The 13988-nt window shown below is 34.4% G+C and carries 9 protein-coding genes, 1 tRNA gene and 1 rRNA gene; 9 read left to right on the top strand and 2 right to left on the bottom strand.

Going from position 1 to position 13988, the window contains the following annotated elements; translation table 11 throughout:
• Positions 1–108: 108 nt before the first annotated feature.
• The 5 genes from bsdtb5_RS05905 (at position 109) to surE (ending at position 6719) form a co-directional block, all read left to right on the top strand.
• Positions 109–3027, top strand: a 23S ribosomal RNA gene (locus bsdtb5_RS05905).
• A gap of 135 nt (positions 3028–3162) precedes the next feature.
• Positions 3163–3233: transfer RNA gene (locus tag bsdtb5_RS05910), tRNA-Trp, on the top strand.
• Between the two features lie 149 nt (positions 3234–3382).
• On the top strand, positions 3383–4372 hold the full coding sequence (locus bsdtb5_RS05915; RefSeq protein ID WP_271715106.1) for a Gfo/Idh/MocA family protein: 990 nt from the start codon (positions 3383–3385) through the stop codon (positions 4370–4372).
• 211 nt (positions 4373–4583) lie between these two features.
• Positions 4584–5903 (top strand): glycosyltransferase family 2 protein, encoded by a 1320-nt coding sequence (locus bsdtb5_RS05920; protein ID WP_271715107.1) that lies wholly within the window; start codon positions 4584–4586, stop codon positions 5901–5903.
• A gap of 60 nt (positions 5904–5963) precedes the next feature.
• Positions 5964–6719 (top strand): 5'/3'-nucleotidase SurE, encoded by a 756-nt coding sequence (gene surE / locus bsdtb5_RS05925; RefSeq protein ID WP_271715108.1) that lies wholly within the window; start codon positions 5964–5966, stop codon positions 6717–6719.
• 139 nt (positions 6720–6858) lie between these two features.
• Here the strand turns inward: surE and bsdtb5_RS05930 are convergent, their stop codons facing one another.
• Complete coding sequence (locus bsdtb5_RS05930; RefSeq protein ID WP_271715109.1) at positions 6859–7566, bottom strand: helix-turn-helix domain-containing protein; 708 nt, start codon at positions 7564–7566, stop codon at positions 6859–6861.
• Positions 7567–7861: 295 nt separating this feature from the next.
• Between bsdtb5_RS05930 and bsdtb5_RS05935 the strand changes: the two genes are divergently transcribed.
• Together bsdtb5_RS05935 and bsdtb5_RS05940 are read left to right on the top strand one after the other, a co-directional pair.
• Positions 7862–8584: a MerR family transcriptional regulator gene (locus bsdtb5_RS05935; RefSeq protein WP_271715110.1), complete on the top strand. Its 723-nt coding sequence runs from the start codon at positions 7862–7864 to the stop codon at positions 8582–8584.
• Between the two features lie 61 nt (positions 8585–8645).
• Positions 8646–10346 carry an ABC transporter ATP-binding protein gene (locus bsdtb5_RS05940; RefSeq protein ID WP_271715111.1) on the top strand — a complete coding sequence of 567 codons (1701 nt, stop codon included), beginning with the start codon at positions 8646–8648 and terminating at the stop codon, positions 10344–10346.
• 120 nt (positions 10347–10466) lie between these two features.
• On the opposite strand, the gene bsdtb5_RS05945 is transcribed toward bsdtb5_RS05940, so the two are convergent.
• Positions 10467–11426 carry a phosphotransferase gene (locus tag bsdtb5_RS05945; protein WP_271715112.1) on the bottom strand — a complete coding sequence of 320 codons (960 nt, stop codon included), beginning with the start codon at positions 11424–11426 and terminating at the stop codon, positions 10467–10469.
• Positions 11427–11752: 326 nt separating this feature from the next.
• Here bsdtb5_RS05945 and bsdtb5_RS05950 point away from each other — a divergent pair, with 326 nt between their 5' ends.
• Complete coding sequence (locus bsdtb5_RS05950) at positions 11753–12424, top strand: response regulator transcription factor (RefSeq protein ID WP_271715113.1); 672 nt, start codon at positions 11753–11755, stop codon at positions 12422–12424.
• Complete coding sequence (locus bsdtb5_RS05955) at positions 12412–13641, top strand: HAMP domain-containing sensor histidine kinase (protein WP_271715114.1); 1230 nt, start codon at positions 12412–12414, stop codon at positions 13639–13641. Before bsdtb5_RS05950 ends, bsdtb5_RS05955 begins: the two co-directional genes overlap by 13 nt.
• Positions 13642–13988: the final 347 nt, after the last annotated feature.

Raw genomic sequence — 13988 nt, forward strand, 5'->3', positions numbered from 1 at the left:
AGACATCCGTATTTTTGATTCAACTCAAAAATATAACTATAATTACAAGTTAATCGAAGATTAACTTTAACCAAGAAGTATTTCGTCACGCTAGACGAAAGAAAAACTGGTCAAGCAATAAAGAGCGTAGGGTGGATGCCTTGGCACTAAGAGCCGATGAAAGACGTGATAAGCTGCGATAAGCGTTGGTGAGGAGCAAATATCCTTTGATCCAGCGATTTCTGAATGGGGAAACCTAGCGGAGCAAACCTCCGTTACTATATAGTGAATACATAGCTATATAGAGGGAACCCGGGGAACTGAAACATCTAAGTACCCGGAGGAAAAGAAAGAAAACTCGATTTCCAAAGTAGCGGCGAGCGAAATGGAAGGAGCCTAAACCAGAGTGCGTGCATTCTGGGGTTATGGACCGCAACAAGTGAGTCGATTTGATAGAAGAGTGGTTTTGGAAAAGCCAGCCAGAGAGAGTGAAAGCCTCGTATTCGAAATCAATAGACAGCGAGCGGTATCCGAAGTACCACGAGACACGAGAAACCTTGTGGGAAGTCGGGGGGACCACCCCCCAAGGCTAAATACTACTTAGTGACCGATAGCGCATAGTACTGTGAAGGAAAGGTGAAAAGAACCCCGGGAGGGGAGTGAAAAAGAACCTGAAACCCTATGTTTACAAGCTGTGGAAGTGCCATATGAGCACAACCGCGTACTTTTTGTAGAACGGTCCGGCGAGTTACATTTACTGGCAAGGTTAAGAACATAAAGTTCGGAGCCGAAGGGAAACCAAGTCTTAATAGGGCGATTCTAGTCAGTAAGTGTAGACCCGAAACCGGGTGATCTACCCATGTCCAGGTTGAAGCTGCCGTAAAAGGTGGTGGAGGACCGAACACACATCCGTTGAAAAGGGTGGTGATGAGATGTGGGTAGCGGAGAAATTCCAATCGAACCCGGAGATAGCTGGTTCTCCTCGAAATAGCTTTAGGGCTAGCCTTGTTTATAGTCTAATGGAGGTAGAGCACTGAATATCCTAGGGGGCGTCAAAGCTTACCGAAGATTATCAAACTCCGAATGCCATATAGATGTTTAACAGGAGTCAGACTGCACGAGATAAGTTGGGTAGTCAAAAGGGAAAGAGCCCAGACCACCAGCTAAGGTCCCAAAGTGCGTGTTAAGTGGAAAAGGATGTGAGATTTCGAAGACAACTAGGATGTTGGCTCAGAAGCAGCCACACATTAAAAGAGTGCGTAATAGCTCACTAGTCGAGAGGTCTTGCGCCGAAAATGTCCGGGGCTAAAACACGACACCGAAGCTGTGGAATTGTACTAAGTACAATTGGTAGAGGAGCATTCTTAACGAGACGAAGCAGTACCGTAAGGAGCTGTGGATTGTTAAGAAGAGAGAATGCCGGAATGAGTAGCGAGATGAAAGTGAGAATCTTTCAGGCCGAATATCTAAGGTTTCCAGAGTAAAGCTGATCTGCTCTGGGTAAGTCGGGGCCTAAGGCGAGGTCGAAAGACGTAGTCGATGGATAACAGGTTGAAATTCCTGTACTACAATAAATCAGAACTGTGGGGACGCAGGAAGGAAGTCAGAGCTGGGAATGGAAAAACCAGTGCAAGCGAGGTACCAGTCTGGTAGGCAAATCCGCCAGGCAATGGGAAGACGTGATGCGGACCGAAATATAAGTAGGGAAGCTGATGGACTTACTGCCAAGAAAAGCCGCTATTGTTTTTATTGTACCCGTACCGTAAACCGACACAGGTGGATGAGGAGAGAATCCTAAGGCCGACGGGAGAAGCATTGTTAAGGAACTCGGCAAAATGACCCCGTAACTTCGGGAGAAGGGGTGCCTACGAAAGTAGGCCGCAGAGAATTGGCCCAAGCAACTGTTTAGCAAAAACACAGGTCTATGCAAAACCGCAAGGTGAAGTATATGGGCTGACGCCTGCCCGGTGCTGGAAGGTTAAGGGGAGAGCTTAGGAGTAATCCGAAGGTTTGAACTTAAGCCCCAGTAAACGGCGGCCGTAACTATAACGGTCCTAAGGTAGCGAAATTCCTTGTCGGGTAAGTTCCGACCCGCACGAAAGGCGTAATGATTTGGGCACTGTCTCGACAATGCACCCGGTGAAATTGAAATACCAGTGAAGATGCTGGTTACCTGCGCCAGGACGGAAAGACCCCATGGAGCTTTACTCTAGCTTGATACTGGGATTCGGTACTATCTGTACAGGATAGGTGGGAGACTAAGAAGTGATGACGCCAGTTGTCACGGAGTCGCTGTTGGGATACCACCCTTGTAGTATTGGATTTCTAACTTGTACCCGTGATCCGGGTAGAGGACAATGTCAGGTGGGGAGTTTGACTGGGGCGGTCGCCTCCGAAAGAGTATCGGAGGCGCTCAAAGGTCTTCTCAGAATGGTTGGAAACCATTCGAAGAGTGCAAAGGCAGAAGAAGGCTTGACTGTGACACCGACGGGTGGAGCAGGTACGAAAGTAGGACTTAGTGATCCGGTGGTATAAAGTGGGATTGCCATCGCTCAACGGATAAAAGCTACCCTGGGGATAACAGGCTTATCACTCCCAAGAGTTCACATCGACGGAGTGGTTTGGCACCTCGATGTCGGCTCATCGCATCCTGGGGCTGTAGTAGGTCCCAAGGGTTGGGCTGTTCGCCCATTAAAGCGGTACGCGAGCTGGGTTCAGAACGTCGTGAGACAGTTCGGTCCCTATCCGGCGTAGGCGGAGGATATTTGAGAGGAGCTGACCTTAGTACGAGAGGACCGGGTTGGACGAACCTCTGGTGTATCGGTTGTCATACCAATGGCATGGCCGAGTAGCCAAGTTTGGAAGGGATAAACGCTGAAGGCATCTAAGCGTGAAGCCCCCCTTAAGATAAGATATCCCATTCTAAAAGTAACCTTTTGGTTACTTGCGAAGTAAGACCCCTTGAAGACGACGAGGTAGATAGGTTAAAGGTGGAAGTGTGGTAACACATGTAGCTGATTAATACTAATAGGTCGAGGGCTTGACCAAAAATAAACGGATAAATAATTCATGTGTAGTTTTTAAGGTATATAATTTTAATAAATTTATTAAATATTATTGACAATTTAAACAATTTATTGTAATATAAAAAAGTAGTCAAGTTAATTAAGAGCTTATATATATAGGGGATTGGTCAAATGGTATGACAAGGGTCTCCAAAACCTTTAGCGGGAGTTCGATTCTCTCATCCCCTGTTTAGAAGTATCATCAGAAATGATGATACTTTTTTTGTATTTAGATTGATTAAACTTAATATTATTGTTTAAAATGAATAAATAAAAGTATGAAAAATAACTAAAAAAACAATCTAAAACACGTAAGTCATTCAGAAAGGTAGAACATTATGAAATTAGGTATAGTTGGTTTAGGAGGTATTGTGCCTCAATGTTTGGAATCGATAAAAGAGATTGAATATATCGAATGCGTAGCGATATGTGTTAGAGAACCTAAAGTACAATTGGCAAAAGAGGTAGCAACCAAGTATCAGTTTAATAAAGTATATACAGTATATGATGAAATGCTTATGGATGATGAGATAGACTTTGTATATATAGGCATTATTAATAGTCTACATTATCAATATGCAAAGAAAGCTCTAGAATATGGAAAACATGTAATTACAGAGAAACCATTCACCTCAACAGTAGAAGAAGCAGAAGAGATTATCAATTTAGCAATCAGAAATAAATTATTTTTATTTGAAGCTATTACGGTATTATATTCGCCAAATTATATTGCATTAAAAAAGTATATACCACAAATCGGAGATATAAAATTAATTCAAGGAAATTTCTCACAATATTCAAGCCGATATGGTAAATATTTGAATGGTGAAGTATTACCTGCATTTGATCCTAAGCTATCCGGGGGTGCATTATATGATATCAATATTTATAATATTCATTTTGTAGTTGGATTATTTGGGGAAGCTAAGGACGTGCTATATAATGCTAATCTAGGTTATAATGGGGTTGACACTTCTGGAATTGTAACTTTAAAGTACGATAACTTTATAGTGACGCTAATCGGAGCAAAGGATTCAAGTAGTCCTTGTCATATTATTATACAAGGCACAAAAGGTTACATTCGTATGAACGGATCTCCAAATATCTGCGAATCGATTGATATTGTAATAGAAGATAAGATAGAAACACTTAAGAATAACAGCCACAAGAATCATATGGTTAATGAATTTATAGCATTTGAAGAAATGTATCGTTTGAATCAATTAGATCAATGCTATGATTATCTTGCCCATAGTTTAAAAGTAATGAAGACAGCTGTAAGAGCTAGAAAAGATGCCAATATTATATTTGATGCGGACTGCATTTAGGATAATGAGTGGAAGAAAAGTGATTTCACTCTCAACGTTTTTGATTTTATCCTTGCAAGCAACCGAAATTAATGTATTAGATTATGTAAAAATTTTGTGAACTCTATTCCATTTATTGTATTAAGTAGTATAATAAGTAGATTGTCATATTTAAAGTATAAATATATGCATATGGTAATATACGTTTTAAGATAATTGGAGGAAGTCACATATGAAATCAATTGGAATTGTAATATGTAATTACAATAAGAAAAAAGCAGTACTTGATTGTATTGAATCGGTATTAGAATCTAGATTCCAGGATTTTGATATCTATGTAGTAGATAATGCTTCCTCGGATGGTTCTGCAGAGGCTATTAAAGAAAAATATAATAATAAGGTAAGAGTAATAGAAAATAGTAGAAATCTTGGTGGAAGTGGTGGTTTTAATACCGGTCTTCGTATTGCAATAGAACAAGGGTATAAATATTTGGTATGTCTAGATAATGATGTACTAGTAGATGAAAATGCAATATATGAGTTATACTCCTTTTTAGAATCGCATGATGAAGTTGGAATGGTTGGATCAAGAGTTTATCACATGGAGGAACCAGATTATGTTCAGCAGTTTGGACTTAACATAGATTTCAAGCAATTCTGTTTAGATACCTTGTATGAGAATCATATTGAAGATGGTAGTATACCAGAAATATTATATTGTGATGCAGTTGCAACCTGTTGTATGATGGCAAGATCTGCTGTTATTAGAGAAATCGGTGTCATGCCAGAAGAAAATTTTATCTATTGGGATGATATAGAATGGGGTTATCTATGTAATAGGGCAGGATATAAGGTAGCTGTTTATGGTGCCTCAAAGGTTCTTCATACGATGGGAGCTAAAAAAGTGAGTGAGAATACATTTGCAACTTATTATATGTGGAGAAATTGGATTCGATTTTTTATTAAATATACAACTAATGATGATATAGAAAGGATGAGCCTTGAATTATTAAGAGGTGTTTTCTATGCATTATACGATTGTTCTTATAGAGAGGAACACAAGTTGAAAGAAACTATTACTTATGCTTTTTCAGATGCTATGAATGGTATTACAGGGATAGCAGATGAGGATAAAATATTTATTGCAGATAGGATAGAGGATAGACTTGGACATTTAATAAAAGAAAAAGATAGTATATACATAGATTGGGAAAGTTACAATGGAAATCGAGACCAAGTGGTACGCTATATTAAAGGCTTCAATTCTGATATTAAGATAATAGATAATATTGATGAGAATTCAAATATAACTAAAATAATGGTATGTGAAAGCATATTTCATAACCAGAAACTAGATAATGTACATATGAACAACTTGATATTTCTAGATCGTTTTGGAAACTCTATCATTACAGAAGAAGATCGAATATTTGCTAATAATTATGAATTAAGTATGGAATTTTTTATTTATACAGAGCAGCCTATCTTTTTATATAAATGTAAACAATTAAGGAATAAGATTAGTGAAAATAATCCGCACAGGTACGTATGACATTAAACATATGATTAGTGAGTAATCTAAGGTTGAATTAGGAAAAAGGAGGTAATAGACATGACTATATTATTAACCAACGATGATGGAATATTTGCAGAGGGTATTATGACATTAGCGAAAATCGTACAAGGAATGGGAGATATCTATGTAGTTGCACCAAGTAGACAAAGAAGTGCTGCATCACATGGAATAACAGTATATGAACCATTAGTTGTGAAAGAAGTCGAATACCCTGTGCTAGTTAAGAAAGCTTATAGTGTGAGCGGAAAACCTGCGGATTGTGTTAAGGTAGCGCTTGAAGATTTGGTTGATGTTAAGCCTGATATTATTCTATCTGGAATTAATGCAGGATGCAATTTTGGAATTGACGTACTTTATTCAGGAACAGTTTCAGCAGCAATGGAAGGAATGCTTTATGGAATCCCTTCTTTTGCTTTATCTTTGGATGGAATTAATTTTGATATCTGCAATCAATATCTTAAAAGTCTAATCGAGAGATTAATGAAACACGATATTGGTGAAAAAAATCTCTGGAATATTAATATTCCATCATGTGAACTATCAGAATATAAAGGAAATGCATATGCAGCTCTTTCTGGTCACACTCAGTTTCCATATCGATTTAAAAAGTTTCAGGTAAATAATGACGAATGGTATTATTTTCCTAAGAGTGAAGCAGTTGGTGCACTAGAGGAAAATAGCGATGTTGATATGGTAAAAAAGGGATATATAGCAGTTACATTATTAACGGTTAATCTTGAAGATAAGGAGAGTATTGCTGGAATAATCGGAGATGAATTAAATGGAGATTGATTGAAAATAAATTGATAATTAATTGAATTTTCTTAGAAAATTAAAAAAATAATAATAGCAAGTATTTCTTAGTTGAAAAATTGAGGAAGGAAAAGTGAAACAATGTTCACTTTTCCTTCCTCTTTTAAGTTCTTTATTATTATAACTCAATAGTATTTATCGCAATTGTAATAAAATAGAAGTTTTGGTCAAGCTGATATTTTAATAAAAGATCAGTAATAGAACAATGAATTAGTACGGACGCGATATAATCTTTAGAAGGTACGGCCTCTAGAATGTTAATTACTTCTCCAGATTCAATAAGAGTTGACTCCCACATACTCTTAAAAAAATCTATAGATAGATAGCCTCTAAGTTCTTCAGCGAAAAGTGATATGACAGAGTTATATTCCTTATTTATTAAGTGAGTAGTCATTTGATAGCTTATTTCTTTCATTTCTTGAATTTGTTTCAGTTCTTCGTCGGAATTTATAGATGCTATAGTAGAATTTTCGTTAGTATCAGTAATGTGGCTTTGAAATGAGGTATGATCTACAGATTCTAATCTATTGATTAATTCAGTATCTTTTTCAATTTGATGTACTAATTGGCGCTTTCTCTTTTTTAATGCTTGCAAAATATCTTTTTCGTCTAATAATTCTTTGATATCAGTTAAAGATAAATCAAGAGAGCGCAACAGCAGAATCTTATGTATCTTAACAACTTCGCTTTCCCGGTATCTGCGAGGAGCGTGTTCAGTAATACGATCACTTATAATTAACCCTTTTTCTTCATAAAACCTTAGGGTCCTTGAGGTAGTATGTAGTTTTTTACAAACAGCTGATATTGGAATAAAAGTATCGGACATAGTACATCTCCTTAGAATCTTTATTAATCAATTCTGAATGTAACATTTCATTTTACAATCAATTCTGATTATGTACTTGACATTGACGTTACGTAAAGACGTATAATTCATTTATAATTACTGTAATTATTATATTAATATATGTTATTCTTGAATTCAAGAAGTTAAGCTATTGTTTTTGCAAATGCTTATTAAGAATTTGGAGTCAAAAAACCTTCATAACATACACTGAGTAAACTAAATTAAGGCTTTTGACCTTCGAATCTTATTAAGCTTAAAATGTAGAGGAGGAGCTATGGAGAAATTAATTTCTATTTCAGAGATAAGTAAAGAGTTAGGGATATCATCAAGAACTTTGCGTTACTATGAAGAAGAGGGGCTTGTAAATAGTATCAGAGTATCAGAGCATTCAGCTAGACTTTATACTTTTCAAGAAATAGAAAAAGTAAAAGAAATGCTGAAATTACGTTCTTTCGGCTTTAAAATAAAAGAGATTAAAGATTTGTATCGTATTAATAAAAATAACGATAACAAAAATCTATCTCTTGTTATCAAAGAACAAATTGAACAAAGACAGATCCAGTTAGATAATAACAAACAAAAGCTTCATAATATTGAAAGAGCTATTACATTGATTCAAGAAGATGGTGAAGAAGCCCTTAATCTAAGAGAAAATGAGGGTGAGGTTATCCTTGAACAAGAAATTCAGGAAAAAATAGCAATTGAATGTACTGAATATATGATTGCAAAACAATTTCATAAATTTTATGATTATTTATCAAGTACTGGTAAAAATAAGTTCATTCCTATTAATAATTTTGTTGTGATATGGAAAGATTTATTTGAAAGATATGGCGAATTTGAAAAAATAACAGCTGTTGAAACTGTTGAAGATGAGATTACAATTCTTCTGAGATTATCCAAGTTAGATATGGAATTTCCCTTAAAATATATGTTTCACGGTAAATATATTATCGCTATTCAGATAGGAGAATTGATATTTGATATTCGAATATAAGGAAATACGGGAATGGCTCGCAAAATTATTAATATAAAAATAGGAAAGGTATAAATTAAAAATGAGTGAAAAAGAATTAATTCGACAGCTCTATAATAAAAATAAAATCAATTATGGATTATCAAATGTTGTATGTATCATAGCATCTTTATTAAATATAGCAAGTGCCTTTATACTAAAAGAATTGATGGATGTGGCTTCAAATGGAAGTATGAAAGAACTCTATCGTATCTTTATTTTTTGCATTTTATTTATGATTTTCTTAGCAGGTACATTATTTTTAAAAAGAATCTATGTAAATAATTATATTTATAAAGCAGTGAATCAATATAAAAACTATTCATTTCAGATGTTATTAAAAAATAGCATTAATGCATTTGATAAAGAGGTAACTGGAAAGTACATATCGATTTTTACAAATGATATTAATTCAATTGAAACGAACTATGTTAAGGGAAATATTCTAATTGTTATGCAGATCAGTAATCTTATTGCAGGAATCGCTTCTATGGCATATTTGAATTGGATATTAACGCTCTGTGTTTTAGGAATTAGTATGTTACCAATTTTGGTGTCTATACTATTTGGAAAGCAGTTAGAGGAAAGAGAAAAGGAAACATCTGATAGGAACGAAGGATTTGTAGGATTGGTAAAGGATCTTATTACAGGATTTTCAGTAATTAAAAGTTTTAAAGCAGAAAAAGAAGTGTTCCATCTGTTTCGTGATAAAAACGATATTGTTGAAAATGTAAAGAATAATAAAAGAAAGACGGCAGATATGATTGTCTTATTCTCATCTGTTTCCTCCTTTATGGTTGAAGTTGTAACTTTCGTAGTAGGAGCATATCTTGCTATTCGAGGTATTATTACAGCAGGTACTGTAATTGCATTTATCCAATTACTTAACTTTGTACTTGGACCAGTTGGAGAATTAGGACCTTTATTTACCGCGAAAAATGCTTCGAAAGCCTTAATAAATAAGATGGCTGAAACAATCCGAGAAGAAGAAAAGAAAGAAAAATGTGTTGAAAAGAAACAATTTAATAGTAGCATCCAATTATCTGATGTATCATTCGAATATGAAGAAGGAAGTACCATATTAGATCATATCTCATTAGATTTTGAAAAGGGAAAAAGTTATGTAATTGTTGGAGCTAGTGGTAGTGGAAAATCAACACTGATTAATATGATCCTTGGATATCATAGTGGATATCAAGGAAAAATCATGATTGATGATATTGATTTGCAGACAATCAAAGAGAGTAATCTATATGACTTCTATTCTATCATACAGCAAAATGTATTTATCTTTGATAATACAATTGAAAGAAATATTACAATGTTCCAGGAATTTGATCCACAACAGATCAAGGAAGCAATTGAGCGGTCAGGGTTGGCTAATTTAGTAGCAGAAAAAGGGCTCGATTATCCATGTGGTGAGAATGGAGCTTTCTTATCCGGTGGGGAAAAACAACGTATTTCAATCGCAAGAAGTCTGATTCGAAATACTCCGATTTTAATCATGGATGAAGCAACTTCTGCGCTAGACTTAGCAACTTCTCAAATGGTGGAGAATGAGATTGCAAGCTTACAGGGAATTACTCGAATTGTCATCTCACATAAGTTGAATGAAGCAATACTTAAGAAATATGATGAGATTATTGCATTGAATAATGGAAGAATTGTAGAAGAGGGAAGTTTTGATCAACTGATGAGTGAAAATGGATATTTTGCATCTCTTTACAAGATTACAAAGGGGTAATAATATACACAATTTAAACTATGAATGACTTTTGACACTCTACTCGATACAGCAAAAAAGTAACTTTAGAAAAAAATAACACAAGGAGGCACTGAAAATCTTCCTTGTGTATTTTGATTTTCAGAAATGTATTAGTTTTTCTACCGAATCTTTTAATTGTTCTTTTGCCCAGTTTCTTTGTGAGTCATCCGAATAATGCCTATAATCGCATTCTGTAATCATAATTGTATATAGATATATATCGTATAGACATCGTCTTATCATGGCAGATTCGTCATTTGGAATGTCTCCATAACCTTTTAAGAAGCCATCACTATTTATATGATTACGGAAAAAATATTCCATAAGAGGATCAGCCCACATCGCTCTCTCAAAATCAATAATACCTATAATCTTATTATCCTCTACGAATACATTACCTTCCCATAGATCCCAGTGTACTAATTTGGGTTTTGTTACCTCCTTTAAAGCGTAGGAATAGTGCTTCACAGTTTGATAAAGTGAGTCATAATCATATCCTAGATCAGTATTCTTATTCTTGGCATCATCAAGAATATTTTTTAACATACATAAAAATACTGTCATCCAGTCTGAACCATGATAATTCTTTTTCGAGTAGATACCAAAAGTATCGTTTGAAATAATATTTATCATATGATTATATTCACCTAGTTGATAATCAATATGATACTGTTTATCTTGGCTAAGAGAATTGCGAATTGAACTGTAAGTAACACCGTGTAATTTCTCCATAATAAAGTAATCTGCATTGCAAATGGAATGGGTATCATCATAACAATAGATATATGGAACTGGAACAGTTGTCGTTTCTTTTACCAATCTCATACTTTCCACTTCTGTTCTCATAAGATCTATTTCATAGGATAGAATCTCTGCATCTAAAGGAGGTGCAATCTTTAATATTACTTCTTGATCATTTGATAAAGTAATATCATAGGCTACATTGAAGAAGCCTTCTTTTAATTCAGCTATGTTGATTATAGTAAGATCAGGAAAAGATGCATTTATCATTTGAATCAGAATATCCCTAGGTTGCTTGTTTTTAGTCTTACTTTCCATTATAAATACCTCCGTATGAGTTTTTAAGAATCGTGCATGATAAAGCCTATATCTAGTATTCGGGGACTGTTATATCTATTATGAATAAAACGCCAAATTCCCATGCTAATTTCTTTTCCTACTATTAATATAAATTTGGCATAAGAATTCGATCTGTTAATTCTATTATAAAAGTTACAAGATAAATAAAAATGTAATATGTTACACATCAAATGTAGATACTTATATCTCTAATTCTTACTTTGATTGAATCTTATTTTGTAGTGTTTTTATAGAGAATTGAATGATACAATATAGGTAATGTCTGGAAGAAGGAGATAGTAATCATGTATAAAATATTAATTGTTGACGATGAAGAAGATATCCGAACATTGCTTAAGGATTATTTTGAAATGGAGGGTTACTTAATATATACAGCTAAAAATGGTGAGGAAGCTATTAAGAGATTAGAATGTAAGCCAGATCTTATTCTATTAGATATTAATATGCCAGATATGGATGGCTTTGAAGTCTGCAAAAGAATTCGTGATTATGTAACTTGTCCTATACTATTTCTAACAGCCAAAGTGGAAGAACGTGACCGAGTGAATGGCCTTATGATTGGTGGGGATGACTATATTCTAAAGCCATTTAGTATTGAAGAGCTTGGAGCTAGGGTAAAAGCACATATTCGTAGAGAAAATCGAAGTCATCAGAAGGAAGAATTAAGATTCATGGAAGAGTTAATTATCAATTATTCTAAGAAGATTGTATATTGTAAGAACCATGAGCTAGTACTTACGAAGACAGAATATGAGCTTATAGAGTTTTTATCATTAAATAGAGGACAGGTCTTTACGAAAGAAGCTATTTATGAGAGGTTGTGGGGATATGAAAAAGATGGAGACAGTTCAATCATAACGGAGCATATTAGAAGGATACGAATGAAGATTAATAAATGGAGTCAGAAAAACTTTATTGAAACAGTATGGGGAGTGGGATACCGATGGATTGGTTAGAGGAAATGATTGAGAAGATTAAGAATAGAATGCTTCATATGTCTCTAAAGAAATCACTTAGTATTTATATCTTTCTTGCAATTATTATCGTTCTTATTTGCTATATCACAACCGTAAATATCTGTGACAATTGGGAGAATATAATACGACAGAAATACATAAAACAGGAAGCAAATATCGATGTTGCTTATTATTATATTCCGGAGTCTATGATGAACCATACAGATAAAATACTTTATAACGGACTGGAAGGGATAAAAGTAATAAGTTTATTTATCTATGCTATTATAGGGATTGTGGTTACTTCGAAACTGTTCTATAAGCATAAATTAGAAGAGCCATTTCATTTATTGCAAGAGGAAGCAAGGTATATAAGTAGAAATGATTTAACACTGGAATGTAGTTCTTCAAATACAGATGAACTTGGGGAGCTTTGTACTACGTTTGATCAGATGCGTGTACAATTGATTCAAAATAATCAGAAAATGTGGAATCTAATGGAGGAGCAAAGAAGAATTAATGCAGCATTTGCACACGATCTAAGAACACCACTTACAGTACTCTATGGTTATATTGATATCATAATGAAGTATTATCCACAGGGTAAACTTAGGGATGATAAATTAATGGATTATATGTATCGTATGCAAGAACAAATTGTTAGATTAAGAAGCTTTTCAAATACGATGAAAGAAGTAAATCGTTTAGAGGAAATCGTAATAAAAAAAGAAGAGATGGCATTAAAAGAGTTATATAATAAAATCCAGAATACAGTTGAAATATTGAATGAACAAAGTAGGATTACATATACAGTTGAAGTATTATCTGACCTTAATATTAATATGGTAGTGGATGTAAGAGTTATTCTTGAGGTCTTTGAAAATATGATATCAAACGCAAAACGATATGCAAGAGACAGAATTGATATCATGTTAGAAATCATAGAAGAAGGGGAATTGCTACTGTATGTAAGAGACGATGGAAGAGGATTTACTAAGAATGAGCTAAGAATGGCGGATAAGCCTTACTATACTACTTCAAGGAAAGACAATGGGGATTCTTCAATAGTATCTTTGAATTCAAAAGAGGAAGGGGAGCACTTTGGAATTGGTCTTACGATATGTAAAGTTCTTTGTGAGATGCACGGAGGTTCATTAAGTTATATGAATAGTATTGAGGGTGGTGCAATTGTTTTAGCTACTTTTTATTCTAAGTAGGGAAAATGTAGAGAATTAACATGTAAGCTATAACTATCAAAGGATATAGGGTTAATATCTTTGCGGTGTCTGAAAAATGATCTTTTTTAAGTCGTTCTAGATAATTTGTACAAAACAGAAAAGTTCATGCTTCATTGAATATGTATAAGAAGTTCTAATTCTCAGATTGTTTTGTTAAAAACATACATTCAAACAGATAACTCGCTTCGCTCAAACAAATCTGTTTGAGTGTATAACACAAAATAATCAGAGAAAAGAACTTCTAATACATTTTCAAAGGCGCATTCGCTTTTTCTGTTTTGTACAAATTATCAGTCAAGTTTTAGAATAGATCATTTGTCTTACGA

This window comes from Anaeromicropila herbilytica (genome assembly GCF_016591975.1).
Lineage (GTDB): Bacteria > Bacillota > Clostridia > Lachnospirales > Lachnospiraceae > Anaeromicropila > Anaeromicropila herbilytica.

Bases quoted from the DNA above. Each gene is read 5' to 3' on its own strand.
- bsdtb5_RS05915 (WP_271715106.1), top strand. From the start codon at position 3,383: ATGAAATTAGGTATAGTTGGTTTAGGAGGTATTGTGCCTCAATGTTTG.
- bsdtb5_RS05920 (WP_271715107.1), top strand. From the start codon at position 4,584: ATGAAATCAATTGGAATTGTAATATGTAATTACAATAAGAAAAAAGCA.
- surE (WP_271715108.1), top strand. From the start codon at position 5,964: ATGACTATATTATTAACCAACGATGATGGAATATTTGCAGAGGGTATT.
- bsdtb5_RS05930 (WP_271715109.1), bottom strand. From the start codon at position 7,566: ATGTCCGATACTTTTATTCCAATATCAGCTGTTTGTAAAAAACTACAT.
- bsdtb5_RS05935 (WP_271715110.1), top strand. From the start codon at position 7,862: ATGGAGAAATTAATTTCTATTTCAGAGATAAGTAAAGAGTTAGGGATA.
- bsdtb5_RS05940 (WP_271715111.1), top strand. From the start codon at position 8,646: ATGAGTGAAAAAGAATTAATTCGACAGCTCTATAATAAAAATAAAATC.
- bsdtb5_RS05945 (WP_271715112.1), bottom strand. From the start codon at position 11,426: ATGGAAAGTAAGACTAAAAACAAGCAACCTAGGGATATTCTGATTCAA.
- bsdtb5_RS05950 (WP_271715113.1), top strand. From the start codon at position 11,753: ATGTATAAAATATTAATTGTTGACGATGAAGAAGATATCCGAACATTG.
- bsdtb5_RS05955 (WP_271715114.1), top strand. From the start codon at position 12,412: ATGGATTGGTTAGAGGAAATGATTGAGAAGATTAAGAATAGAATGCTT.